The following is a 22,691-nucleotide window of genomic DNA, read 5'->3' as shown; positions in this document are numbered from 1 at the left end:
TTGAACCTCATTTTAAGGATTACAAGTCTGGGGCTTTTGATATTGTTAGCTCTCATCTCCGCGATGCTCAAGCTCTCACTTGTTTATTTATGCTCCTTGCCACGGCTTCCTTGATTGCTCTGATTCTCGGTATCATGTTGGTGCGTTTGGGGCAAAGGGCTTGGATTGATTGGCATGACCACAGAGGCTTGAGTTTTCTGCAACTCGGTCTCCGTCATCTTCACAGTCTTCTTTACCAGCAGAAACTACTTCCTCAATTGCAGGTTTTGCCTAAAAGTAACCCTCCTCCTGCCTGTGCTTCTATTACCAAACGAGAAATGTTAGATTTTCGTATTGAATTTTCTCGTGTTACCACTGTCTCAGGATGAGACTCGCCTAAGTTTTCTGCACCACTAAGTCTGTCGCCTTTATTTTGTGTTTTGGGATAACTTATAGCTGTCACCAGTCTTGTTAGGACATAAATCCAGAATACGAGTGGCGGCGCGATGTGCCGCCACTCGATTCTTTGTTTTTGATTTTGTCCTAAAACAAACGGTGCCAGCTATAACTAGATTTTGTCACTTGTGTACACGTTAGCTTCTGTGGGAGAGTGGCTATGGGTGAGTGTCTAATCGCGAGAATTATTCTCGATCGCAATTGGTTCAATATCATCAGCGGGTGTAAATCCAAAAATCTGAGCATAAAAATAGAACTCACCATCAAGGGCGCGTTTAATATTCTCGGCTTTACGGAAGCCGTGTTGTTCGCCTTCAAAAGGAACATAGGCTACAGGCAAACCTTTTTTGCGTAAAGCATCTACCATCATTTCTGCTTGATTCGGTGGCACGACTTTATCTTCTAAACCTTGAAAAAAGGCGATCGCACAGGATAGCTTATCGGTGAAATGAATTGGCGATCGCTGAATATAGAGATCCTTTTGTTCAGGATATTTACCAATCAAACTATCGAGATAACGCGACTCAAACTTATGGGTGTCCGTGGCAAGAGCTTCGAGATCGCAAATTCCATAATGACTCGCCCCTGCTTTGAAATCATCGCGAAATGTCAAAGCGCAAAGTGTAGTGTATCCACCCGCACTACCGCCTGAAATTGCTAAGCGATCGCTATCCACCAAGCCTTTGTCTGCAAGGAATTTTGCACCATTAGCACAGTCATCGACATCGACTATTCCCCAATTCCCTTTGAGGCGATCGCGATATTCGCGTCCATAGCCAGTGCTGCCGCCGTAGTTAACATCTAGTACCGCAAAGCCACGACTTGTCCAATATTGAATGCCGAGACTCAAACTCCCTGAAGTCGAAGCGGTGGGTCCCCCATGACTTTTGACTAACAAAGGTGGTTTCTCGGAACTCTCTGCCTGAAAATCTTTGTTTTTCGGAGGATAGAATAAACCATAGGATGTCTTTCCATTTTCGGTAGGAAACTCTACAGGCTGCGCGGCAGAAATATAGTCTGGATCAATCTGTAAATCTGAGGCAACCCGTACTTTTTGCCAAGTGCCCGTTGTCAAATCCAGTAATACGATCGCGGTTGGTTCCGTTGCTGAACCACCATGAAAAACAGCGAGATCGCCTTCGCAATGCAATCCTGAAATGGAAGTAAAGGGTGTAGAGATTTCTTGTAAACCTATTTCCAGATTAGCAGGATCGAGAATTGCTAAATCAGATTTGCCATTTTTTGTATAGGAGCAGAGAATTTTACCATCACCTGTAAAGTCATAGGTAGTCATGCCAAATATCCACTGCGGCAAACCAAACTCAGCAGACTTTGGACAGAGCGCTTCAATAGCAACATCTTCTACTGAAGTACGATATAAGTTCCACCAGCCTGTGCGATCGCTAACAAAATAGAGCTTGCCATCGGGCGACCATTCTGGCTGAAATATTGACTCGTCAACGCCTCCTGCGACCAGTTTCGGATTTTGAATTGTGAGAACTCCTGTGTCTGATTCTACAAGATCAGCAACCCAAAGTTCAGTTCCATCCCAAGGCATATTGGGATGATTCCAATTAATCCATGCAAGTTTATCACCAGTGGAATTGAGTCTTGGCGAGGCATAAAAATCTGCACCTGTGACCAATACCTGAATATCTTCGCCATTGCTAGTATTCACCGCCACCAACGTATTAATCGGTTCACCATCGCTAGTATGGTCTTCGCACACACAAATCAACTTGCCATAGATGCGATTCCAAACAAAATCGGCATAACGATAGGCACTTTCTGTCGTTATAGGTTTGCACGATCCACCGCCTATTTTGCGATAAATGCGGCGATCGCTATAGTTAGAGAAATAAATGCGTCCGTCTTCCACCAGATATTCGCCGCCGCCATATTCATGAACTAGCGATCGCACATTGAGAGATGCAGGTGTCATTTCGCGATAATTGCCATCGATGTCATAGCGCACGATCACATTACGCCCTGCTTCCTTTGGTCTGCCTTCATTCCAATAGACATTACCTCCATCAATGGCGATCGCGCCGAGGCGAATACTACTAGAAACGATCAAATCAGAACTAATTGGCGATTTCCAAGAACCGTAGGTCGCGAGAGGCATAATTTTATGGTGAGTGTTATACAGAAACTTGCTTAGAGCGATTTTGCCAGTAGAAGAAGAGCGAAATATTAATCCATTTAAAAATGTAATAAAGCCCAGTAAATGTTATGAAAAATAGAATTGTGCCAAAGAGAAAATTAGGATTTGCAAAATTGTAAATTGTATTATAAATAACATTTTTAGGATTAGTGAACAAATCCCAACTATTTAATCGATTAAATCTTCCCAAATACACACCGAAAGCACAGATAAAATTTAAGCTTATTTCGAGCCAAGTCGTATTTTTGATTAACTTCAGCCATCCTAAATATTTGATAAGATTCATTATCGAAACCGCATAGCACTGAAAACCCAATAATATAAAAACGATATATTGGGGAATCAAGACAAAGATTACACCGTTATCAGAAACATTAGGCACTCTCACATCATCCACAAAATGAATAATATCGGTGATGATATAGGGCGCATTGGGCAAAAACAATATGAAAATTGCTAAGCCGAACCACCAGATCGGATTTAAAGGTAGTCGTTTTGGCAATCGCTTAGCAAATAAAATAAAACTAAGTACGCAAGGAATTATTGCTAAAAAAAGATTCCAAGCCATAAAACCACTTAAATTCCCCCAAAACAACTCAAGTGCTTCTGTCATTATTTTTACTCCATAGTATTTTGAATAAATAGGCAGGCAATGCCCAACTTACTAATTTTTAAGATTAACTTTTATGATAAATAGTTTCCCGATTTCTCAGGGGTGGTCGATCGCGATCGCCCTCAATACGATTCTCGGTGCGATAGCCTTACTACTACCCCGCAAAGTTCTCACTACCGCAGGCATTTACCATGCATGGGCTTTAGGAATTACGGTTTGGGGATGTCTTGGATGGCAAGGTTATACCGTTATTTTAAGCTATCTGATCGTCGGTTCGGGTGTAACTCGCATCGGCAAGGATATCAAAGAAGCAAAAGGCATTGCTGAAAAACGCGATGGCGCAAGAGGTCCCGAAAATCTTTGGGGATCGGCTGCCACTGGAGCTGTCTGTGCGATCGGGCAAGCGATCGCTCCCAATCCGCTTTGGTTATTAGCCTACGTCGCCAGCCTCAGCACCAAACTTGCTGATACGACTGCTAGTGAAATTGGCAAAGCTTACGGTAAAAGTACATTTTTGATCACCACGCTCAAGCCAGTTGCCGCAGGTACAGAGGGCGCTATCAGTCTAGAAGGTACGATCGCAGGAATCATCGGTTCGCTAATAATGGCAGCAATCGGTTGGGCGGTGGGATTATTAACTGGTCCTTGGGATCTGCTTTGGTGTGCGATCGCGGCTTTCATTGCCACTAATATTGAAAGCTTGATCGGAGCCACTTTGCAAGAAAAATATGACTGGCTCACCAACGAACTTGTCAATGGTATTAATACAACTATTGGTGCAGCGATCGCGGTTTTAATTACACAGTTATTACAAATATTTAACCTCAAGTTAATGTAAATTTAACCTTGGCAAATCACGCAACAAATCATATCTATTTCATTTAAGTTAATCCTCGAAACCTTTAGCAGTAAATAATGTCATCGATTATTCTAAGGATTTAACTCATTTCTAAAACTGTTCACTTTACAATTACAATAATCGTCGTATTTCTATTTATTTTTAGGTAAAGTGGAGTTTTAATCTTGACTACAATTAATTTGTTTAACAATGACAAAGATTTTGTGATCGTCCCCGCAGGGCAAGTGATCTTTGAAAAGGGAGGGATCGCAGATCATATGTATGCGGTCATTGAGGGAGAAGTAGAAATTTCGATAGATGGTAAGTTATTCGACACCACTTCTGCTGGCGGTATTGTCGGTGAAATGGCGCTGATTTCCTCTAGCCCAAGAAGTGCTACAGCGATCGCAAAAACCGAATGTAAGCTAGTCACCGTAGATCAAAAGCGGTTTAACTTTTTGGTACAACAAACGCCTAATTTTGCAATTAACGTGATGAGAATCATGGTTGAAAGAATCAGAAAACTAGATGCTGTTGTTTTATCACTATAAAGCCCAAAATATTAAAGAGGCGGCGCGAAGCGCCGCCTCTTTAATATTTTAGGCTTTATATCTGTAGCCAGAGAAATTTAAGACAAATATAAAACCCAAAAGAGAGTTGCGGCGCTTCGTGCCGCAACTCTCTTTTGGGTTTGTAACTATAATCAACATCAAAAAGTGAATTTTGTCAACTTTTTTGATGAAGACCTAACATTTGAACAATCGGACAGCGCTAAACTGTAAGATTGTTGCGAAAGCTTCACTTAAACATCAAAGGAATAGCTCAAAGTGACTAAAGGCACAGAAATCATTGCGATCGCTGCACGAGAAATTCTCGATTCGCGCGGCAACCCAACTGTTGAAGCGGAGGTCAAACTTGCTAACGGCGCAATCGGTCTCGCACAGGTTCCCAGTGGCGCATCTACAGGTAGTTTTGAAGCCCATGAATTGCGGGATGGAGATAAAAAGCGCTACCGAGGCAAAGGGGTATTAATCGCAGTTCGCAATATTACCGAAAAACTTCTACCCGAACTAAAAGGCGTGGATGCCCTCAATCAAGAACTCGTTGATCGCATTATGATCAAACGGGATGGGACACCCAATAAATCTGAAATTGGTGCAAATTCGATCTTGGCAGTATCTCTTGCTAATGCCAAGGCCGCATCCGCAGCGATCGGACAGCCCCTATATCGCTATCTGGGCACTCCTCTCTCGAATGTTTTGCCAGTTCCCCTAATGAACGTTATCAACGGCGGCGCTCATGCAGATAACAACGTTGATATCCAAGAATTCATGATCGTGCCCGTAGGCGCACCAACTTTTAAAGAAGCATTGCGCTACGGTGCGGAAGTATTCGCAGCGCTCAGCTCGATCCTTCATGAAAAAGGCTTGTCAACTGCTGTGGGTGACGAAGGTGGGTTTGCTCCTAACCTTGAGTCTAACCAAGCCGCTCTAGAATTGCTGATTGACGCAATCACCAAAGCTGGTTACAAACCTGGTGAGCAAGTTGCATTGGCGCTAGATGTTGCTTCCAATGAGCTGTTCAAAGATGGCAACTATGCGATCGATGGTAAATCCCTCACTCCTCAAGAGTTCGTCAACTATTACGAAGGTTTGATCTCCAAATATCCAATCGTCTCGATCGAAGATGGACTGGAAGAAGATCAATGGGCTAGCTGGAAGGCCATGACTGATCAACTCACTAATACTCAGTTAGTCGGTGATGATTTGTTTGTAACCAACAAGACTCGTCTAGAGCGTGGTATCCGTGAGGGTTGCGCTAGCGCGATTTTGATTAAGCTCAATCAGATTGGTAGTTTGACTGAAACTTTGGAAGCGATCGCTACTGCTGACAAGAATGGTTATCGCTCTGTGATCAGCCATCGTTCAGGCGAAACTGAAGATACCACGATCGCCGATCTTGCCGTGGCAACTCGCGCAGGTCAAATCAAAACAGGTTCTCTCTGTCGTAGTGAGCGTGTTGCTAAGTACAACCGTTTGCTAAGAATTGAAGCGGAACTTGGCAGTCAAGCTGTCTATGCTGGTGCTGTTGGTTTAGGACCTTCTCGCTAAGAAACACAAATCACCAAAAGTGTGACTACACTTTCGGTAATTAAAACCCAAAATAGAATCGAGGTGCTACTCGCCGCGATTCTATTTTGAGTTTATGTAGATAGCTATATAAAAAACAAAAATCCCTGACATGTCAGGGATTTTTGTTTGTAAAGCAGTGACAAGCACTCACTTTTTAGAAATTTAGCTAATCCATTCAGGAATTGCTTCTTCTCTGGTGTTAGTTCTGCGCTCAAGGGTTTGACGCTCGAACTTCATATGAATTGCCCGATTTTGTTCTCCATCCGCAGCAACGGCAAAGATTGGATAGTCTTGAATGCCATCTTGGAAAGACGTATGGAAACGGAATGTACCGTCAGCATTAAGCTTAATCGGACGACCGCCAATAGTAACTGAAGCATCAGGCTCAGTTGCACCATAGACAATCAACTCAGCATCAGCAACCAACCAGAATTGGCGAGGACGGATCGGTGCTTCGCTAGAGAAGAAGCTGTAGCTAGACATGCCAATGCCAGAGTAGTTAATACCGCTTGCACTGATTGCACCTGCTGCTCCCGCAAATAAACCTGCACCAGAGGGGAAGACGTAGGAGCTAAGAGACTGAGGAGCCATGGATTCATGCTGCATAGAGCCATAGAGAGAGCCAGAGATTCTCTGGACTTCTGCTTCACGGGCAATATTGAAGATTTCGTCGTATGAGCCATCGCTAGTTGTCGTTGATTCTTCAGGCGCAGGTGCAACCTTCTTGGCTGGAGGAACCAGAGTAAAGAAGGTTTGACCTTTAAGAGTTTGATCCCAAGGAACGGTAATGAAGTTGTCTTCTACCCATTCCGAAGGGAATACTGGGGGAACATGAACTACTTTAGAACGGGTTAGTACTAACCAACGACCATCAGCACAACGATAGCCAAGCTCAGCTACATAGTCGCGATCGCTAATGGGGATTGGCAAATACCATTCGCGCGCGAGTTCATCGCTGTTATATTCCTGTAAGTTATTAGGAGTTTGGTAATCCAAATTAACATCAGTGGCATCATATAAACGAAGTGCTAACTGCTGTCCACCTTGCTTTCTCAACTCTTCTTTCTGAGAATTAGGAACATCCCAATACACATAAGCCCATTGAGGATCGCGAGGTAATAGGACGATGCGGCTTTCACCGTAACCACTTGGCAAATCACCGATACTTTTATCAATGGCAGCAAGCGATTCTAGGTTTTCTTCTGTTTCTTCACTACCGACATTAAACTTTGAGGCTTCCACGATTTCTTGTGTCTCCGAGTTACTACGATCTGCTTGGTTTAAGGCTGCACCTTGAGCTGTAAGAATAGTTTGGATATCAGCTAGTAGCTGAGATTTTCGCATTCGACTGTAACGAGAAATCTCTAACTCTGCTGCTACTTTGCGAAGCTGACGCAAGGTCATTTCTTCTAGGGGAGGACGTTCCCTCGCCATACAATTAACCTCCAACTGCTTTTAATGGTATCTACCTCAGTTGCTTTGAACTGAGGATTCGGATATGTAGCTAAATACATTCTGCCAAATTTTCTGAGAAGGTCAATGGCTGGAAGGGTTATCTTCTATTGGTTTAGACTAGGTTATCGGATGGTTTCAGTACAAATACTCAGCCAAAACCAAATACCTGTAATTGTTGTGGCGATCACATGAGCAAACTTAATGGGGGATCATAATGTTATGGTTTCCTGACATTGCGATCCCCTCCTTTTGATACTAGGGGAGTTTGTCCGAAAAGTCATAAGATTAGAGGGACAACAAATATATATTTTTATAAATATGAAGGCAAAATACGAGTCTTTATCTAAGTCTCTAAAAGTTTTAAAAGCTGCTTTACAAGGCTTATGTCGATCTGCGATTGCTCTTGCATTGGCGGCTCTAGTGGTACTTGGTGGTTTTACGCCAGCAGTAAATGCCGCATTATTTGAGAAAAAAGGTGAATCGTTATCAACGAAAGAAATACAAACGCTTGTCAATGCAGGTTTGACAGGTAATTACATTGCTGATACAACCGATACGATCAAAACCATGCGCGAATCAATCAATCTCGCTGATGATGCTGAGCACCGTGCTGCGGTAAAAACATCGGCAAGATATAAAATCAATGCCTATGTATCACGTTATCGTGCCGATCGCGAAAAAAGTGGTTTTTATTCTTATACAACGATGTCTACTGCTTTAAATACTTTAGCGTCCTACTATAACGGCTCGGCAAAGCGGGCAATACCTGCTAAAGTCCGCGATCGCCTATTACAAGAGTTTGACCGCGCTGAAGCCGCTCTAGCTCAAGGTCGTTAATTTTATTTTTAGGAAACGGCACTTATCGAGGTTTTCGCATTGGCAGTCACAATGTGAAAACTCAAACCAAGAATAATTTGGGTATTGAATTTTCAAGTTGTCGTAGGCAGCTTGAAAATTCAATAGTGAATTTTCCTAAAAGCGTAAGCGTAAAATAGCTTGAGGATGACGAAACATTGGCAACAGTATTGGCAACAATATATGAGGCTCTGCATCATGACCCACAAACTCATGAGTTTGTCGAAGAGTTGCACCAAACTGATGCGAAGGAATTCTGGTATCGAGCGATCGCTGTTCTCCAGCAGTTTTCGATTCAGAGCCAGCTTAAAGGGCTGTTGCTAACTCATCATCCGTATATTTTTCCGAATGCAGCCTATCGCCAACCCGAATTACAAAATTGGGTATTTACTACCAGTAAATCTTCACTATTTCCTACTGCTTCATTACCGATTGGCAACACACAAGTTGTCTCGATCCCCAAAGTTGATACTCTCAATCAAGAATGGTTTTGTATTTTAGCTACTGAGAATTTCAGTGTCTTAGTACTATCGTCCTCTAAAAGTCATAGCTGTGTCTGGTCGCTTCATCCCATTGCCATTCAAGCTGCGATCGCCGTACTTTTACCGCGAATTCGTCGTGCAGAACAACAGGCTTTATTGCAAGCCAAGCTACAACAGTTTCCACTCACCTTGCCGCCCTATCAAATCATGGCAAGATTTTGTGCAATTTTGATGGCGCAATCTTCGATTCATCAAGAGTTGCCGATCCCCGAAATTCAAGAAGTCGATATCATCAAAGCTATTACCCATGAGGTTCGCACTCCTCTCACCACGATTCGGATGTTAGTGCGATCGCTAAAACGGCGCAAAGATATATCTGCGGAAGTGAAAACGCGATTAGATCGGGTTGATGCTGAATGTACGGAACAGATTGAAAGATTTAATCTGATTTTTGAGGCGGCCCAACTCGATAGTTACCCAATCATGTTAGAAGCTACACAAATCGAGGAGATTTTGAGCGATGGATTTATGCGTTGGCAGGAAAATGCAGGAAGACGACAGATTTCCTTGGAAATGATTTTACCGACCGAGATTCCTGCAATTTTGAGCAATAATCTACTTCTCTCTCAAGTTCTAAATGGACTAGTCGATCGCTTAGTTCGCAGTTTCCCTCCAGATAGTCATATTCAGCTAATCCTAACCAGTGCAGGCGAATATCTAAAATTACAGTTTCAATCGCAGGTAACGCGACAAGGTGGTGGTGATTTGCCATTGCTCAAGGCAGTCGGACAATGGCTAATGCTCCAACCTGAGACAGGGACATTAAGTTTGAGCTTGCCAACTACGAAGACTTTGCTAAAAGCTCTCGGCGGCAAGTTGACAGTGAGAATGCATTCCACTAGCGCTGCCTACGATGGCGAAATTCTGACAATCTTTTTGCCGTTTATTTGAGCAATATGCTAATTATGAAACCTGAGTCACGTTTCCATTTTCTGCGCCTATGTCCCTTATGCCACTGAGCGCCCAAAATCTTGACCCGACGAACAATTTGTTTAACCGTTGATTCCACAGCACCTGAGCCCATGGTAATGCCCTACCCATAAACCCGATCGCCTATTCCCTCAACAACAAACAACGATCGCCCCTCACCACCCACAAGCCCGATCGCCTATTTCCCCATCAAACAGCGATCGCACCCTCACCACCCAACACCCGATCGCCTATTTCCCACATCAAACAACGATCGCCTCATCACCCACAAAACCCGATCGCCAATTTCTCAAATCAAACAGCGATCGCCACTCACCACCCAAACCCCGATCGCCTGACTATACTTTTGTTTTATAATGAATTAAGTTATATCGTGCAATGTAATGACACTAAATAACTTATTGGAAATGAAAGGGATTATTCATCGCGATCCCGATATTATGAGTGGAGTTCCAGTTTTTAAAGGGACGAGAGTTCCTTTGCAAACTTTTTTTGACTATCTTGAAGGTGATGGAGGTTTAGCAGAATTTATGGATGATTTTCCTTGCCTGAAGTCTCAAGTCATGAGGGTTTTGGAAAGTGCTGCCAAATTATTAATTGCTCAGGAACGCTCTGCTTGATGATTATATTATTGGATGAAAATCTTCTGAGCAGAAAATTCAAGCAGCCCTTTCTAGCTAAAGGGCATGAAGTTTACAATGTTGATGATATGGGATGGCGTGGGTTTAAGGATAGAGAAATTCTTCGTTTAGCTGAGGATCATCCTTTTGATGCTTTTATTACTGCTGATAAAAACTTACGTTATCAACAGAATTTAGCGGGGAAACATTTGAGAATCGTTATTTTGGATGCTCGTAGTACCCGACCTGATTATTTACTTCCACTGATGGAACGAATAAGTGAAGTGATTACATCTTTATCAGCAGGGGTTGTCATATCAATCAATGACTCGTGTGAGTTTATATAAGTTTGTCCTAATTCTTAAACAGCGATCGCCCACTCAACACCCAACACCCGATCGCCTATTCCCTCAAATCAAACAGCGATCGCACTCTCCTCACCCCAAACCCGATCGCCTATTCTCTCAACATCAAACAGCGATCGCCCCTCAAACTCAAAACCCGATCGCATATTCCGTCATCAAACAGCGAGCATACAAAAAATATGTAACGGATATTTTTCCCTATTCACACTAATTGTAGGTTTGATGTAGTATTAGGAAATGAAATATATTGATTTATTCTCTGGATGTGGCGGTCTCTCACTGGGGCTTGAGAAAGCAGGTTTTAAACTGTTGTTGGCAGTTGAAAAGTCACCTATGGCTGCCGAGACATTTTATCATAATTTCATAAATCGAATAAAGTCACAAGATGAGTGGATCGCATACAACAACCTAACGATTGAAGAACAATTTCGTCGTAAGTTAATTGTTAATGAAGTGAGCGCGGTTCTTGAGAATATAAACATAATGGAGAACCTTGAAAGCGAAGGTATTGACCTAATTGCAGGTGGTCCACCTTGTCAAGGGTTCTCAATGGCAGGAAAAAGAAATCCTAGAGATTTACGCAATCAGTTGCCTTGGCAATTTTTAGAAATGGTTGAGAGGTTACACCCTAAAGCTGTACTGATTGAAAATGTTTTGGGTATAAAACAGAATTTTAATAAGCATGGTGAAAAAGCTCCAATTGACGAGATCAATTCGGCTTTACATGAATTATGGCCAGGTTACGTGACTCAACTTGTTGAAGTAAATGCTATGCATTTTGGTGTTCCGCAGTATAGACCTCGTGTCATGATTTTGGGTATTCGTTCTGATATTGCAGACAAACTTAACCTCGAAATATGGGAGGGATTTTGGAAATCGGCTTTTGATATTGAGCCACCAGTGATTGGATATAAACGACCAACTTTAGCTCCAGTTACTACTTGCGAAAAACCACTTACTGTTCGTGATGCATTGTGGGATTTAAAAGGTAGTAAATATGCTTTGTCAGCTAAAGATAATCGTTACAATTCTCCCAGTGCTTCTTATGCAAGGCTAATGCGTGAGGATTTTAGTTGGATGTCACCGCAAATCGTTAAATCTATACAACTAAACACACTAGAAAATAGTGGTTTGCGTAACCATTCAGAAAATATAGCTGATAGGTTTAGGTTGTACCAGATATTTCAAAAATATGGTGTGCCAGTAAAAATCTTTAATGTAGCAGCAAACTCCTCTTTATCTGCTCTTGAGAGAAAACAACTAATTCAAGGTGAAATAGTTAAGATAAAATTGCCAGCAAAAGCCCCTGACGGGAAAATTTTGGGAAAAGATATAGAGGAATTATTTGAACGGGTGATGAGTCTTTCGACGAAAAAGCATAGTCAGCGCCCATTAAAATGGGATTCTCCTTCACCAACTGTTCTATCTCTTCCAGATGATTTTGTTCATCCTAACGAAGCTCGAACTATGTCTGTACGAGAAATGGCGAGGCTACAGTCATTTCCTGATAGTTTTGTTTTTAGGGCAAAAGAAACAACTGGCAGCTTACGTCGGAGATTTGAAATTCCTCAATATACGCAAGTGGGAAACGCAGTACCACCATTAATGGCTGAAGCAGTCGGAAAAAAAATATTTGAACTTCTTAAAAAAGCGCTCAAATTCACTATGAAACCTTGTCAGGTGTCACAAAATCTAGAGAAACAGGCTAGTTAACTTGATGAGACCATTTAATCTTTTAGAAGAAAAAAACATCAAAATCTTAACTAGTGAAAACATCGAGATGTGTTTCTTGATGCCTACAGCTACAGGCTTACAAAAATCTATTATGGATGCAACGACTCCATTCAGGCTTTTTCTATATGAGCGTGGTATTCATGATTATGGTACGCAGGGACAAGGACCACAACACAAACAAATTATACGTTCCCATATTGCATCAGAAAATGGATTTATTTCTAGTCAGGCTTCTTTGTATCGTCCTATTACCAAAAATGGCGATCCACGTATCTGGTTCACTGGATTGAAGAAATATGCTGATACCAACGATATACTTGGTATTTTTGTATTTGAGATGGAACTATATGTTCTTAATCTAACAAAACTTGATATTGAGCAAATTCTGAATGGAATAATTGTTACGCCAGTTGCAGATCTGATCCGTAGTATTAGTCAAAGTGCAAACAAAGTTGCTCAAGAGTTACTTTTTAAAATTAGAACAATTGCTGCACGCGGACAAATTCAGGCTATTGGAACAGGTGATACAGCAATTGGGCGGACATTGGAAACTTTGTTAGGTATTGCGATGAATTCTCGCCAAGAACCAGATTATAAAGGTATTGAGTTGAAATCATTTCGCGACAAACGAGGAAACCGTAAAACATTGTTTGCAAAAGTTCCAGATTGGAATCTTAGTAAATTCAAAAGTTCAGCAGAAATTCTTAATCAGTTTGGGTATAAACGTGGAGATGATTTCAAGCTTTACTGTACAGTCAGTACTTTGAAGCCTAATTCCCAAGGGCTATTTTTAAGAATTGATGCAAAGTTGGATCAACTTATTGAAACTAGTCAAGAATTAAAAATTGGTGATTTTGCCATTTGGCAATTAGCGACACTTCATGCTGAACTCAAAAAGAAGCATAAGGAGACCTTTTGGATTGCCGCTGATTCCGTTACTATTAATGAAGTTGAGTATTTCTGTTTTACAAAAATAGAACATACACGTAGTCCCATTGTGTCCCAATTCGATTTATTGCTAGAACAGGGAATAATTACTCTTGATCATCTTATTAAGAGGACGAGTAATGGAAAAACGATTAAAGAACGTGTAATTGAGAAAGGTCCTTTATTTAAAATTAAACCTGATAAACTTGAACTGCTTTTCCCTCCAAGCGTGAAGTATAGCCTCAGATAAATTTACGATCATCATCGCTTTTAACAGAACCATCGAAGGATGGGCAAAAGCGATCACCGAAACTAGCAGCCGATGGACAGATAAAAAGCATGAATTACTGGATTTGATAACGAGTTTAGGATTCACTGTTGTCAAAGAGCAAGAGAGCGATCGCTTCATTTACATCAACGTCACCAAACCACTGATTAGCTTAATTTGATTATGCTCAACTAAAAATACAGCTATTTCCGATCAAACGAACCACAATAAAAAATTATTGTGGTTCGTTTGATCGCAAAGCACTTCAAATAAAATCAGTTGTCAATTTACATTCAATGTCAAACGAATAGTACCTGTTGCTGTTGATGGGAGGACAACATTTTGTAGCGATCGCTTGATCAAATCCACAATTGTCTTATCCTTCAGCGTCGAAGCCATATCATCTAGTACGAATCTTGTCAATCTGCCATTTTGAATTGGAATCTCCAAGATTACAGTGCCATTGAATCCAGTAGGAACGCTGATTGACTGCAACTGTTGCGCGATCGCTTGTTGGACAATACTAATATCGACACCCGCAAGCCCTGATATACTGACGACTTTGACTTTCGCTACAGTAGCTTGTTGACTTACCTTTGATGGTTCGGCAGGAGTGTTTTCGCTATCAACTTTAGGGCTGAGCCTAATGTTAAGCTGATCCTTGCCAGTAAAAGTAGTACCTCCCTGTACTCTGACTCGCGAATTATATTGCAGAGAAGTCGTAGGGCTTGGTGCAGCAGGCTTGAGACTTCGACTATCGGCGATCTCGCCTGATGTCACACCAAAATTGACACCCTGAGGCATTTCTACTGGAATATTTACTGTTACCTTGCCACCATCAGGATTGACGCGCACTTCTTCGCTCACTGCAACAAAAGCTGTGTATTGAGAGAGCAATCGATAGTTGAGAGCCGTTTGTGTCACCGCATCAATTAGAGATTTGACCTCGCCGCCAAACATCTGATTCATTAAGTCTTTAATGCGGGCGCGTCCCCATAGTTGGGCAATACCGAGATTACTATTGTCCTTCTCAAAATTTACATCAAGGGTTTGCTCGTAGCGCTCACTACCTGCGGCGATACCTGTGATTTTGAGTTTGCCATTGGCGCGATCGCCTTTTTTGCCAAATAACACTATAGGCTGCTCTGCAAATAGGTCAGGAGCATTGCTAGGATAAATTTCGGGAGCCGCGCCATCGCCTTCCCATTTCACTTGAATATTCGTGAGAACAGGATTGTTGATTTGACGGAAGAACTTCTCAGCAACTTCCTGCGTTGCTTCGTCCTGACGCACTACTCTCGATGTGCCACGTCCCATTTCGGCAACGCGCTCTAACAGATAGCGATTGACAGAACTACCAACACCGAAACTATAGAGTCGATTACCTGGCTTGAGATTTTTCTGAACGGCGGCGATTACTTCATTGTCATTGCCAATATAACCATCGGTAATCAGCACTACGCTGCGAATACGTCCATTAGATGATGAGGGGAAGTTGGTTACAGCATTGATTCCATTCATTAATTCTGTGCCTCCATTAGCATCAACTTGATCGATATAGTTCATCGCCTTTTGACGATTTGCCGCAGTATTTTGCAGAGGATAGCTAGAGAGCTGGCGAGTGGTACTAGAAAAATCAATAATTGTGAACGTGTCGTTTGGGTTCAATCCATTTATAAAGCGGCGCATCAGTTCCCGTGATTTGATAATCGGATCACCTGATTGAGAGCCTGATGTATCCATTAAGAACACGACATCCTTTGGCACAATTTGATCGGCACGATAGGCGATCGCAGGGATTAAATAAGTGGCAAAGTGTGAGCCTTGGTCTGTTGTGGTGGTGAGGATAGTGGGCTGAGTGCGATCGCTACTAATTTTGTAACGCACAATCAAGTCCTTATTAGGAATGTTGTCGCCAGCCGCTAATTTTAGTTGCATGGTTTCGCCATTATTCTGGACATCAATGCGATGAGAAGTGGAGTAAAGATTGCGAATTGGAACACCTGCATCAATTTGCAAGCTCACCGTAATATCATTGCCCGATCGCGTTTCAGGTTTGAGTACGGGCGGATTAATTCGTGAGGCATCAGGGACTTGAGTAGTATTTCCCTTTGGATCGATCGCTGTGCCTGGAATATAGCGAGGTCCTACGACCATTGGGAATACAAATTCATAATCACCTTGCTCAAATTTCAGGCTTTCGGTGTAGCGAATTGTCACCTTGATTTGTTCACCTGGTTTGATATTGGCAAGAGATTGAGTGAAGATATTATCCCGTTCTTGTTCTAGTAAACCCGCAGTGCGTCCCTCTTTGCGGGCGCGGTCATAGATTTCTTTGGCTTCTTCACGTTTTTTGATATCCCCTTTAATCACGCGATCGCCGATCTTAATTTCCATGTCATCGACAGCCGCTTGGTCTGGCAATGGGAAAACATAAATGGCTTCTAAAGGTTTGTCATAGGGATTCTGAAAAGTTTGGGTGACTTCGACTCGCGAAATGTTGCCAGATATTTTCCCTTTTACATCAGTATTAGTCAGGGTAAAAGCTTGTTGCTTGCGATCGGTGGTTTGTACATACAACCCACTAACGGGACGATCTTTGTTTGTCTCGGCGCGAGGACTGCGATCGCTGACTGGTTCGAAAATTCCTGTTCTAACCATCGAGCTAGGGTTTTGTGGAGTTTTGACGATCTGGCTAGATTGGGCTAAGGTGCGATGAGCGATCGCACCTGCAAGAGCGATCGCAACAGGTAAGGCGATATAGATAGGCTTAATTGATTTCATAGTAATTTCGCTCCTCAGCGCCTGCATCCTTGTGTTAGGCAGTTTTGCAAGCTGTTAGTGTTTCTTGATCTTGAGTCTCTCACTCTTAGTAAGGATTAGTTTCTCAGTTGCAGTTTTTGTAACGAGAAATTATGAAACCAATGTTTATAATTTTTTGGCCCACAAAAAAGCGCTTGATGCTAGGCATCAAGCGCTTTTTTGTTTGTACGGAGAGGGGGAGATTCGAACTCCCGTTAGGTGTGACCCCAAATCTGATTTCGAGTCAGACGCATTCAACCACTCTGCCACCTCTCCAAATATCTTTTGTAGCGTCTTTTGGTAAGCAAAGCGAATGTAATAATATCACAGTAAGTATGCTTTTAAGTAGCTAGGCATAAGAAAATTTAAAAAGCACAGGTTAAGATCCCCGACTTTTTTTGTAAATTTGCAAATTACCTTTGTTTGATTAGAAAAAGTCGGGGATCTGGGCATTTACAGGTTTCTTGATGAGTTCACCTGCTTTTAGCAGTAAATCATCTAAAAAATCAGTACAATGTTTCCGTCCTTCACGTCCAAGCATATTTTTCGACCACCACAGGGAAAGAATAACCATGCGAAATGTTACTCTCCATGCCTTTAATTGGCGATATACAGATATTATTGACAACCTTGATTCTATTCGGTCTGCTGGATATGGAGCGGTGCTAATTCCACCCCCACTTTACTCAGATCCTAATGGAGATCAATGGTGGCAGAGGTATCAACCCAAAGATTATCGAGTATTGCTGTCCCACTTAGGAGGCAAGAAGGATCTGGAGAAATTGATTAAGGCTTGTCATGAGAGCACTCCCAAATTACAGGTGTATGCAGATCTTGTGGTTAACCACATGGCAAACGAAGCTCGTAAAGATCATTTCGATTTCCCAGGTGCAGCCGAGCTTGAGCGTTACCAAAAGCAGCCTGCCCTGTTTGAGGAGAACCGATTATATGGTGACCTCAGCAAAGGATTATTTTCTGTTCTCGACTTTAACAATGCTGGTGAGATTGATAGCGATGAGTGGTCAAATCGAAAAGCCGTAATATATCAGAATTTATCAGGGTTGCCCGATCTCAAAAATTCTGACTGGGTGTTGCAGCAGCAGACCGCGATGGTAGAAGCAATGATAGAGATGGGTTTTGATGGCTTTCGGATTGATGCCATTAAACATATCACCGAGCGAATGATTGATAACTTCGCTGATAATCCTAAGTTTCGGGATCGTTTTTGGTTTGGGGAAGTGTTAACTGGTAGCGATCGCGATGAGCGTATATTCCTTGATCCATTTCTAAGGGAAACTTGGATTTCAGGCTATGATTTCCCCCTATTCCAAACTATGCGCGAAGCTTTTGGATTTGGTGGCTCTTTGCGGTCATTAGCTCGTCCTGAAAAACAAAATAATGCTTTGCCTTGGAATCGATCAGTAACCTTTGTAATCAACCACGATATTCCGCACAATAATGGATTCCGCTTTTGGTTATTTGATCCACAAGATGAACATTTGGCTCATGCTTACATCTTGGGACGCGATGGAGGAGTTCCTCTCATTTATTCTGACCATAATGAATCTCACCATTCGCAAGACCGCGATCGCTGGTTAGATGTATACAAGCGCCCCGATATGGCTGCGATGATCCATTTTCATAATGCTGTTCATGGTCAGCCGATGGTTATCCTTTATGAAAGTGACTTATTGCTAGTATTCCGCCGAGGCGCAAATGGAATTGTGGCTATAAACAAAAGTGGATCGAACCAATGGGCGAATTTCAGCACTTGGGGTCTAAAAAATCCTGCTAAATATCGAGATCTCATCCATCACTATGAGATGAACCTTTCTGGAAATACGTTGTCCCTATTTGTCCCACCCCGAACTGCCCAAATGTGGTTAGCCGAATAGCTAACTCCAAAACAGCAAGTGGCGACGCTTCGCGCCGCCACTTGCTGTTTTGGGACTTACTCAAAAGCACGCAATGAAGGGGCAATTCATGAATTGCCCCTTCATTGAAATAAGGGTTTTAATATATTTTGCGTAAGTCCTAACCTGTTTGGGTTTAGCGAAAACCTTTGCCCTGTGAAGATTCTGTCCATAACATTAGCTCTCCGTCGGCATTTGCCGCCGCTAATTTTTTCCCCTGTGGTTGCCACTGCATCGCTGTAATCTCGCCCATTGGCGTTTCTAATGCTTGCACCCAATCCTTAGCATCTTTCCAAATTGCGATTCTGCCATTCTCATCGGCGGAGGCAAGTACCTCTGATTTGGGCTTGAAGGCGACAAATCCCACAATACTGTTATGTCCCTTAATTACTTCACCTTCCCAACCGACATTCAGATCGGCATGTTTTTCCCATACAACCACATCGGAACCACTAGAGGAAGCCAATAGCGGCGAAGTTTTGCTAGCTGACCAATCAAAGGAACGAATTTTTCCAGGGAAACCTTGCATCCGCCAAGGTGAAGCATCAAAGTCAGTGCCAAGCCATTGCATCACCACAACCAAATTATCGAGGGTACTGGCGACTAAATATTCGCCTACGCGATCCCAAACCAGTTTGGAAGTAGCAGTCGGCATTTCAAACCGAATCGGATCTTCGTACCAATCCTTATCTGTCCATACCTTAATACCGCCATCACCTCCCACCGTGAGTAATTCGCCACTTGGATGCCATGCGATCGCTAATACTGTTGATTGCTCAAAATGCAGAGTTGTCAAAATATCGAGAGTCTCCGCGCTCCAGATTTGGACATACTTACCGAAACTAAATGCAAACTCAGGGCGAGTGGGATGCCAAACGAGATGCTCGATCCATATTTTGCCAAGATCGAGGGTTGCTGCGATCGCAGGTTGATCGCCATCTAATTTCCACACGCGCACTTTGCCATCTTGCCCCCCTGCCGCAATCCAGCATCCATCCGCCGAAAAACCCAAACAATCCACTGAAATTTCTGTTGATGCTTGTAATTCAATCAGCTTTTGGGTGAGATCGTTACCTGCCTTTGCTTCATCGAAGAGAGTTACCTCACCCGAAGCTGTTGCCGCGACGAGATATTTGCTATTGGGTGACCATGCAATCGCGGTTATATATTCACTGAGTGTAATTAGCGATTGAGGTTTGGGATTTAGAATAAGCGTGGTCTTGGGCTTGGGCATAGTAATTATTTGGCTGTCTCCATTTGTTGGCTTTCATGGATCTTAACCCAGTGCAAAGCGCTAACTATCAGTAAAACCCAAGATAGAGTTGGCAACTCTATCTTGGGTTTTACTGATTTAAGGTTGGCGAGTTTTTATTTTGCCTACAGCAAAATAAAAACTCGCTATATCTCGGCGTGTTAGCATAATTTCACAGGTGTTTTCGTGCAGGCTAACCCAGCACCGCTTTCGACCAACTTAATTTCAGACAATCAAGCACAGAAGCTTAGCAAAATGACAAACTTGTTTCCCATCCTCGCCGCATCCGATCCTCTTGTCGCAGGCTTTATCGGTAAAGAAATCGAGAGACAGCGCAATAATATCGAACTGATTGCCAGCGAAAATTTTACGTCCCTCGCAGTTATGGCGGCGCAGGGATCGGTATTGACTAACAAATATGCCGAAGGGCTGCCCTCCAAACGCTATTACGGCGGTTGTGAGTTTGTAGACGAGATCGAATCGATCGCCATCGAACGCACCAAAGAATTATTTGGCGCAGCCCATGCAAATGTCCAGCCTCACTCTGGCGCACAGGCTAACTTTGCCGTATTCCTGACTCTGCTCAAACCAGGTGACACGTTCATGGGTATGGACTTGTCCCACGGTGGACATTTGACCCATGGTTCACCTGTAAATGTTTCGGGAATGTGGTTTAACAAAGTCCATTACGGTCTAAATCAAGAAACCGAACAGCTAGATTTTGATTTGATTCGTGATTTGGCTTTGAAACATAAACCCAAATTAATCATTTGTGGCTATTCGGCATATCCAAGAATTATTGACTTCGTTAAATTCCGAGCGATCGCTGATGAAGTTGGCGCATACCTGATGGCAGACATCGCCCATATCGCGGGTTTAGTCGCGTCAGGTCATCACCCCAATCCAATTCCCTATTGTGATGTTGTTACCACTACCACTCACAAAACTCTACGTGGGCCCCGTGGCGGGCTGATCATGACTCGCGACGCAGCCCTAGGCAAGAAATTCGATAAATCAGTCTTCCCTGGTTCTCAAGGTGGCCCCCTTGAGCATGTAATTGCAGCTAAGGCTGTTGCCTTCGGTGAAGCATTACGTCCTGAGTTCAAAACTTATTGTGGACAGGTGATTGCGAACGCTCAAGCTCTTGCTGCTCAATTGCAAGAACGTGGGTTCAAACTGGTTTCCAATGGAACTGATAACCACTTGTTGTTGGTCGATCTGCGTTGTATTAGTATGACTGGTAAGGTCGCAGACTTGTTAGTAAGCGGTATCAATATCACTGCTAACAAAAACACCGTTCCATTCGATCCTGAATCACCTTTTGTGACTAGTGGTTTACGCCTTGGTTCTCCTGCGATGACTTCTCGTGGTTTGAAAGAGTCTGACTTCCGTGAAATCGGCAATATTATCGCCGATCGCCTCTTAAGTCCTGATAGCGATGCTGTCCAAGCCGATTGTCTGGCAAGGGTTCAAACTTTGTGCGATCGCTTCCCGCTCTATCCTGAACTTGAGTATCCAGAAATCAGTATGAAGGAACCTGCTCTAACAGTCTAAGTAAAATCCAATTCAAAAAAGGGAAGGTACATGACATGTACTTTCCTTTTTTTTGTGATGGTGATCACGAATGAATCTGCGATCGCACACAACGAAAGTTTTATAGAGGTGATATGGTATTTTTGAGATTTATGCTATAAAGCGACCAAAATCAATATGAAACCATCTTTGCGCTTTGGTATTGTCTCAGCCACAATAGTAATTCTATCGTTTCAAGTTCCGCAGTTTGAGGTGTTTTCTGCGAATATTCAAAGTTTTGAGCAATGGTGTTTGCAGAAAGATTCTCTTCCAGTAGAGACTAAGAGAACAGTTGAGGTAATGCTCAAGACATCTGGCACACAAGAATGTAGGTTGGCTGATGTAAAACTCAATAGTCTAACTAAACTCGATCTCAGAGCTAATCAGATCAGTGGTAACAAGCCGCCAGATCTCAGAAGAGCTATTCAGATCGGTGATATCAAGCCGCCATATCTCAGAAGAGCTATTCAGATCAGTGATATCAAGCCACTTGCGAGTTTAACTAATCTAACTGAACTCGATCTCAGCAATAATCAAATCAGTGATATCAAGCCACTTGCGAGTTTAACTAATCTAACTAAACTCAATCTCTACAACAATCAAATCAATGATATCAAGCCACTTGCGAGTTTAACTAATCTAACTAAACTCGATCTCAGCAATTTCAGAAGAGCTAATCAGATCAGTGATATCAAGCCACTTGCGAGTTTAACTAATCTAACTGAACTCTATCTCTACAGCAATCAGATCAGTGATGTGAAGCCACTTGCGGGTTTAACTAAACTAACTAAACTCCATCTCGATAGAAATCGAATCAGTGATGTGAAGCCACTTGTGAGTTTAACTAGTTTGAGATGGATCATTCTCGACGAAAATCAAATCAGTGACATTAAGCCTCTTGCTGGTTTGACTAATTTGGATTGGCTCTTTCTCAGCAACAATCAAATCAGGGATGTGAAGCCTCTTGCGGGATTGTCTAATTTGGATCAGCTCCATCTCTACAACAATCAGATCAGATTAGTCAAACCTCTTGCGGGCTTGACTAATCTGACTGTTCTCGACCTCTCCAAGAATCAAATCAGTGATGTCAAACCTCTTGCGGGTTTGACTAATTTGACTGGACTCGATCTTACTGACAATCAAATTAGCGAAAAGTCTTGCCCAGTCAAACCAGAATCTGTTTGTAAGTTCTAAACATTCCATCATGCCGTCTATTTATTGGTGATAGTGCTCACGAATGAATATGCGATCGCTCACAACTAAAGATTTACAAG

19 protein-coding genes, 1 tRNA gene and 1 pseudogene are annotated in these 22,691 nt (G+C 42.6%); 14 read left to right on the top strand and 7 right to left on the bottom strand.

Annotated elements, in window-relative coordinates; translation table 11 throughout:
* Positions 1-368, top strand: a pseudogene (locus tag APA_RS04710) (IS4 family transposase); the annotation flags it as partial.
* A gap of 239 nt (positions 369-607) precedes the next feature.
* On the opposite strand, the gene APA_RS04705 reads toward APA_RS04710, so the two are convergent.
* Positions 608-2,560 carry a S9 family peptidase gene (locus APA_RS04705; protein WP_201321157.1) on the bottom strand — a complete coding sequence of 651 codons (1,953 nt, stop codon included), beginning with the start codon at positions 2,558-2,560 and terminating at the stop codon, positions 608-610.
* Positions 2,561-2,576: 16 nt separating this feature from the next.
* Entirely contained in the window at positions 2,577-3,212 is a 636-nt protein-coding gene (locus APA_RS04700; RefSeq protein ID WP_201321156.1) for a DUF1361 domain-containing protein, read from the bottom strand.
* Positions 3,213-3,285: 73 nt separating this feature from the next.
* Between APA_RS04700 and APA_RS04695 the strand changes: the two genes are divergently transcribed.
* The 3 genes from APA_RS04695 to eno all read left to right on the top strand — a co-directional run bounded on the left by APA_RS04695 (position 3,286) and on the right by eno (position 6,161).
* Positions 3,286-4,050 carry a TIGR00297 family protein gene (locus tag APA_RS04695; protein WP_201321155.1) on the top strand — a complete coding sequence of 255 codons (765 nt, stop codon included), beginning with the start codon at positions 3,286-3,288 and terminating at the stop codon, positions 4,048-4,050.
* Positions 4,051-4,235: 185 nt separating this feature from the next.
* Complete coding sequence (locus APA_RS04690; protein WP_201321154.1) at positions 4,236-4,601, top strand: cyclic nucleotide-binding domain-containing protein; 366 nt, start codon at positions 4,236-4,238, stop codon at positions 4,599-4,601.
* Between the two features lie 276 nt (positions 4,602-4,877).
* Positions 4,878-6,161 (top strand): phosphopyruvate hydratase, encoded by a 1,284-nt coding sequence (gene eno, locus APA_RS04685; protein WP_201321153.1) that lies wholly within the window; start codon positions 4,878-4,880, stop codon positions 6,159-6,161.
* A gap of 183 nt (positions 6,162-6,344) precedes the next feature.
* On the opposite strand, the gene APA_RS04680 is transcribed toward eno, so the two are convergent.
* Positions 6,345-7,616: a DUF4912 domain-containing protein gene (locus APA_RS04680; RefSeq protein ID WP_201321152.1), complete on the bottom strand. Its 1,272-nt coding sequence runs from the start codon at positions 7,614-7,616 to the stop codon at positions 6,345-6,347.
* Positions 7,617-7,955: 339 nt separating this feature from the next.
* Between APA_RS04680 and APA_RS04675 the strand changes: the two genes are divergently transcribed.
* The 7 genes from APA_RS04675 to APA_RS04645 all read left to right on the top strand — a co-directional run bounded on the left by APA_RS04675 (position 7,956) and on the right by APA_RS04645 (position 13,860).
* Complete coding sequence (locus APA_RS04675) at positions 7,956-8,474, top strand: photosystem II protein Psb27 (protein WP_201321151.1); 519 nt, start codon at positions 7,956-7,958, stop codon at positions 8,472-8,474.
* Positions 8,475-8,662: 188 nt separating this feature from the next.
* Positions 8,663-9,925, top strand: coding sequence for a sensor histidine kinase KdpD (locus APA_RS04670; RefSeq protein WP_236579408.1), 1,263 nt, complete (start codon positions 8,663-8,665; stop codon positions 9,923-9,925).
* 422 nt (positions 9,926-10,347) lie between these two features.
* Positions 10,348-10,584 carry a DUF433 domain-containing protein gene (locus APA_RS04665; RefSeq protein WP_201321149.1) on the top strand — a complete coding sequence of 79 codons (237 nt, stop codon included), beginning with the start codon at positions 10,348-10,350 and terminating at the stop codon, positions 10,582-10,584.
* Complete coding sequence (locus tag APA_RS04660) at positions 10,584-10,931, top strand: DUF5615 family PIN-like protein (RefSeq protein WP_236579407.1); 348 nt, start codon at positions 10,584-10,586, stop codon at positions 10,929-10,931. Before APA_RS04665 ends, APA_RS04660 begins: the two co-directional genes overlap by 1 nt.
* Positions 10,918-11,160 (top strand): hypothetical protein, encoded by a 243-nt coding sequence (locus APA_RS04655; protein WP_201321147.1) that lies wholly within the window; start codon positions 10,918-10,920, stop codon positions 11,158-11,160. The genes APA_RS04660 and APA_RS04655 overlap by 14 nt, the downstream gene beginning before the upstream one ends.
* A gap of 26 nt (positions 11,161-11,186) precedes the next feature.
* On the top strand, positions 11,187-12,662 hold the full coding sequence (locus tag APA_RS04650) for a DNA cytosine methyltransferase (RefSeq protein WP_103668078.1): 1,476 nt from the start codon (positions 11,187-11,189) through the stop codon (positions 12,660-12,662).
* 4 nt (positions 12,663-12,666) lie between these two features.
* The gene (locus APA_RS04645; RefSeq protein ID WP_201321146.1) at positions 12,667-13,860 is read left to right on the top strand and encodes an MvaI/BcnI family restriction endonuclease; all 1,194 of its coding nucleotides are present in this window, start codon (positions 12,667-12,669) and stop codon (positions 13,858-13,860) included.
* Between the two features lie 300 nt (positions 13,861-14,160).
* On the opposite strand, the gene APA_RS04640 is transcribed toward APA_RS04645, so the two are convergent.
* The 3 genes from APA_RS04640 to APA_RS04630 all read right to left on the bottom strand — a co-directional run bounded on the left by APA_RS04640 (position 14,161) and on the right by APA_RS04630 (position 17,254).
* Positions 14,161-16,662 carry a VIT domain-containing protein gene (locus tag APA_RS04640; protein WP_201321145.1) on the bottom strand — a complete coding sequence of 834 codons (2,502 nt, stop codon included), beginning with the start codon at positions 16,660-16,662 and terminating at the stop codon, positions 14,161-14,163.
* 207 nt (positions 16,663-16,869) lie between these two features.
* A tRNA-Ser gene (locus tag APA_RS04635) sits at positions 16,870-16,956 on the bottom strand.
* A 151-nt stretch (positions 16,957-17,107) separates the two neighbouring features.
* Complete coding sequence (locus tag APA_RS04630) at positions 17,108-17,254, bottom strand: hypothetical protein (protein ID WP_201321144.1); 147 nt, start codon at positions 17,252-17,254, stop codon at positions 17,108-17,110.
* Between APA_RS04630 and APA_RS04625 the strand changes: the two genes are divergently transcribed.
* Complete coding sequence (locus APA_RS04625; protein WP_201321143.1) at positions 17,253-18,575, top strand: alpha-amylase family protein; 1,323 nt, start codon at positions 17,253-17,255, stop codon at positions 18,573-18,575. The genes APA_RS04630 and APA_RS04625 overlap by 2 nt on opposite strands.
* A 154-nt stretch (positions 18,576-18,729) precedes the next feature.
* Here the strand turns inward: APA_RS04625 and APA_RS04620 are convergent, their stop codons facing one another.
* A complete protein-coding gene (locus tag APA_RS04620; protein WP_201321142.1) occupies positions 18,730-19,827 on the bottom strand; it encodes a WD40 repeat domain-containing protein in 1,098 nt (365 codons plus the stop codon).
* Between the two features lie 273 nt (positions 19,828-20,100).
* On the opposite strand from APA_RS04620, the gene glyA reads away from it, so the two are divergent.
* Together glyA and APA_RS04610 are read left to right on the top strand one after the other, a co-directional pair.
* Positions 20,101-21,399, top strand: coding sequence for a serine hydroxymethyltransferase (glyA, locus tag APA_RS04615; protein WP_201321165.1), 1,299 nt, complete (start codon positions 20,101-20,103; stop codon positions 21,397-21,399).
* A gap of 156 nt (positions 21,400-21,555) precedes the next feature.
* Complete coding sequence (locus tag APA_RS04610; RefSeq protein WP_201321141.1) at positions 21,556-22,611, top strand: leucine-rich repeat domain-containing protein; 1,056 nt, start codon at positions 21,556-21,558, stop codon at positions 22,609-22,611.
* The last annotated feature ends 80 nt before the right edge of the window (positions 22,612-22,691 follow it).

Origin of the sequence: Pseudanabaena sp. lw0831 (assembly GCF_016584665.1) — a bacterium.
Taxonomy (GTDB): domain Bacteria; phylum Cyanobacteriota; class Cyanobacteriia; order Pseudanabaenales; family Pseudanabaenaceae; genus Pseudanabaena.
Note: the sequence above shows the minus strand (reverse complement) of the source record. Positions and strands in the feature narration are given on the sequence as shown.

Bases quoted from the DNA above. Each gene is read 5' to 3' on its own strand.
- APA_RS04625 (WP_201321143.1), top strand. From the start codon at position 17,253: ATGCGAAATGTTACTCTCCATGCCTTTAATTGGCGATATACAGATATT.
- APA_RS04695 (WP_201321155.1), top strand. From the start codon at position 3,286: ATGATAAATAGTTTCCCGATTTCTCAGGGGTGGTCGATCGCGATCGCC.
- APA_RS04620 (WP_201321142.1), bottom strand. From the start codon at position 19,827: ATGCCCAAGCCCAAGACCACGCTTATTCTAAATCCCAAACCTCAATCG.
- APA_RS04680 (WP_201321152.1), bottom strand. From the start codon at position 7,616: ATGGCGAGGGAACGTCCTCCCCTAGAAGAAATGACCTTGCGTCAGCTT.
- APA_RS04675 (WP_201321151.1), top strand. From the start codon at position 7,956: ATGAAGGCAAAATACGAGTCTTTATCTAAGTCTCTAAAAGTTTTAAAA.
- APA_RS04610 (WP_201321141.1), top strand. From the start codon at position 21,556: ATGAAACCATCTTTGCGCTTTGGTATTGTCTCAGCCACAATAGTAATT.
- APA_RS04650 (WP_103668078.1), top strand. From the start codon at position 11,187: ATGAAATATATTGATTTATTCTCTGGATGTGGCGGTCTCTCACTGGGG.
- APA_RS04700 (WP_201321156.1), bottom strand. From the start codon at position 3,212: ATGACAGAAGCACTTGAGTTGTTTTGGGGGAATTTAAGTGGTTTTATG.
- APA_RS04705 (WP_201321157.1), bottom strand. From the start codon at position 2,560: ATGCCTCTCGCGACCTACGGTTCTTGGAAATCGCCAATTAGTTCTGAT.
- APA_RS04630 (WP_201321144.1), bottom strand. From the start codon at position 17,254: ATGGTTATTCTTTCCCTGTGGTGGTCGAAAAATATGCTTGGACGTGAA.
- APA_RS04660 (WP_236579407.1), top strand. From the start codon at position 10,584: ATGATTATATTATTGGATGAAAATCTTCTGAGCAGAAAATTCAAGCAG.
- APA_RS04640 (WP_201321145.1), bottom strand. From the start codon at position 16,662: ATGAAATCAATTAAGCCTATCTATATCGCCTTACCTGTTGCGATCGCT.
- APA_RS04645 (WP_201321146.1), top strand. From the start codon at position 12,667: ATGAGACCATTTAATCTTTTAGAAGAAAAAAACATCAAAATCTTAACT.
- glyA (WP_201321165.1), top strand. From the start codon at position 20,101: ATGACAAACTTGTTTCCCATCCTCGCCGCATCCGATCCTCTTGTCGCA.
- APA_RS04665 (WP_201321149.1), top strand. From the start codon at position 10,348: ATGACACTAAATAACTTATTGGAAATGAAAGGGATTATTCATCGCGAT.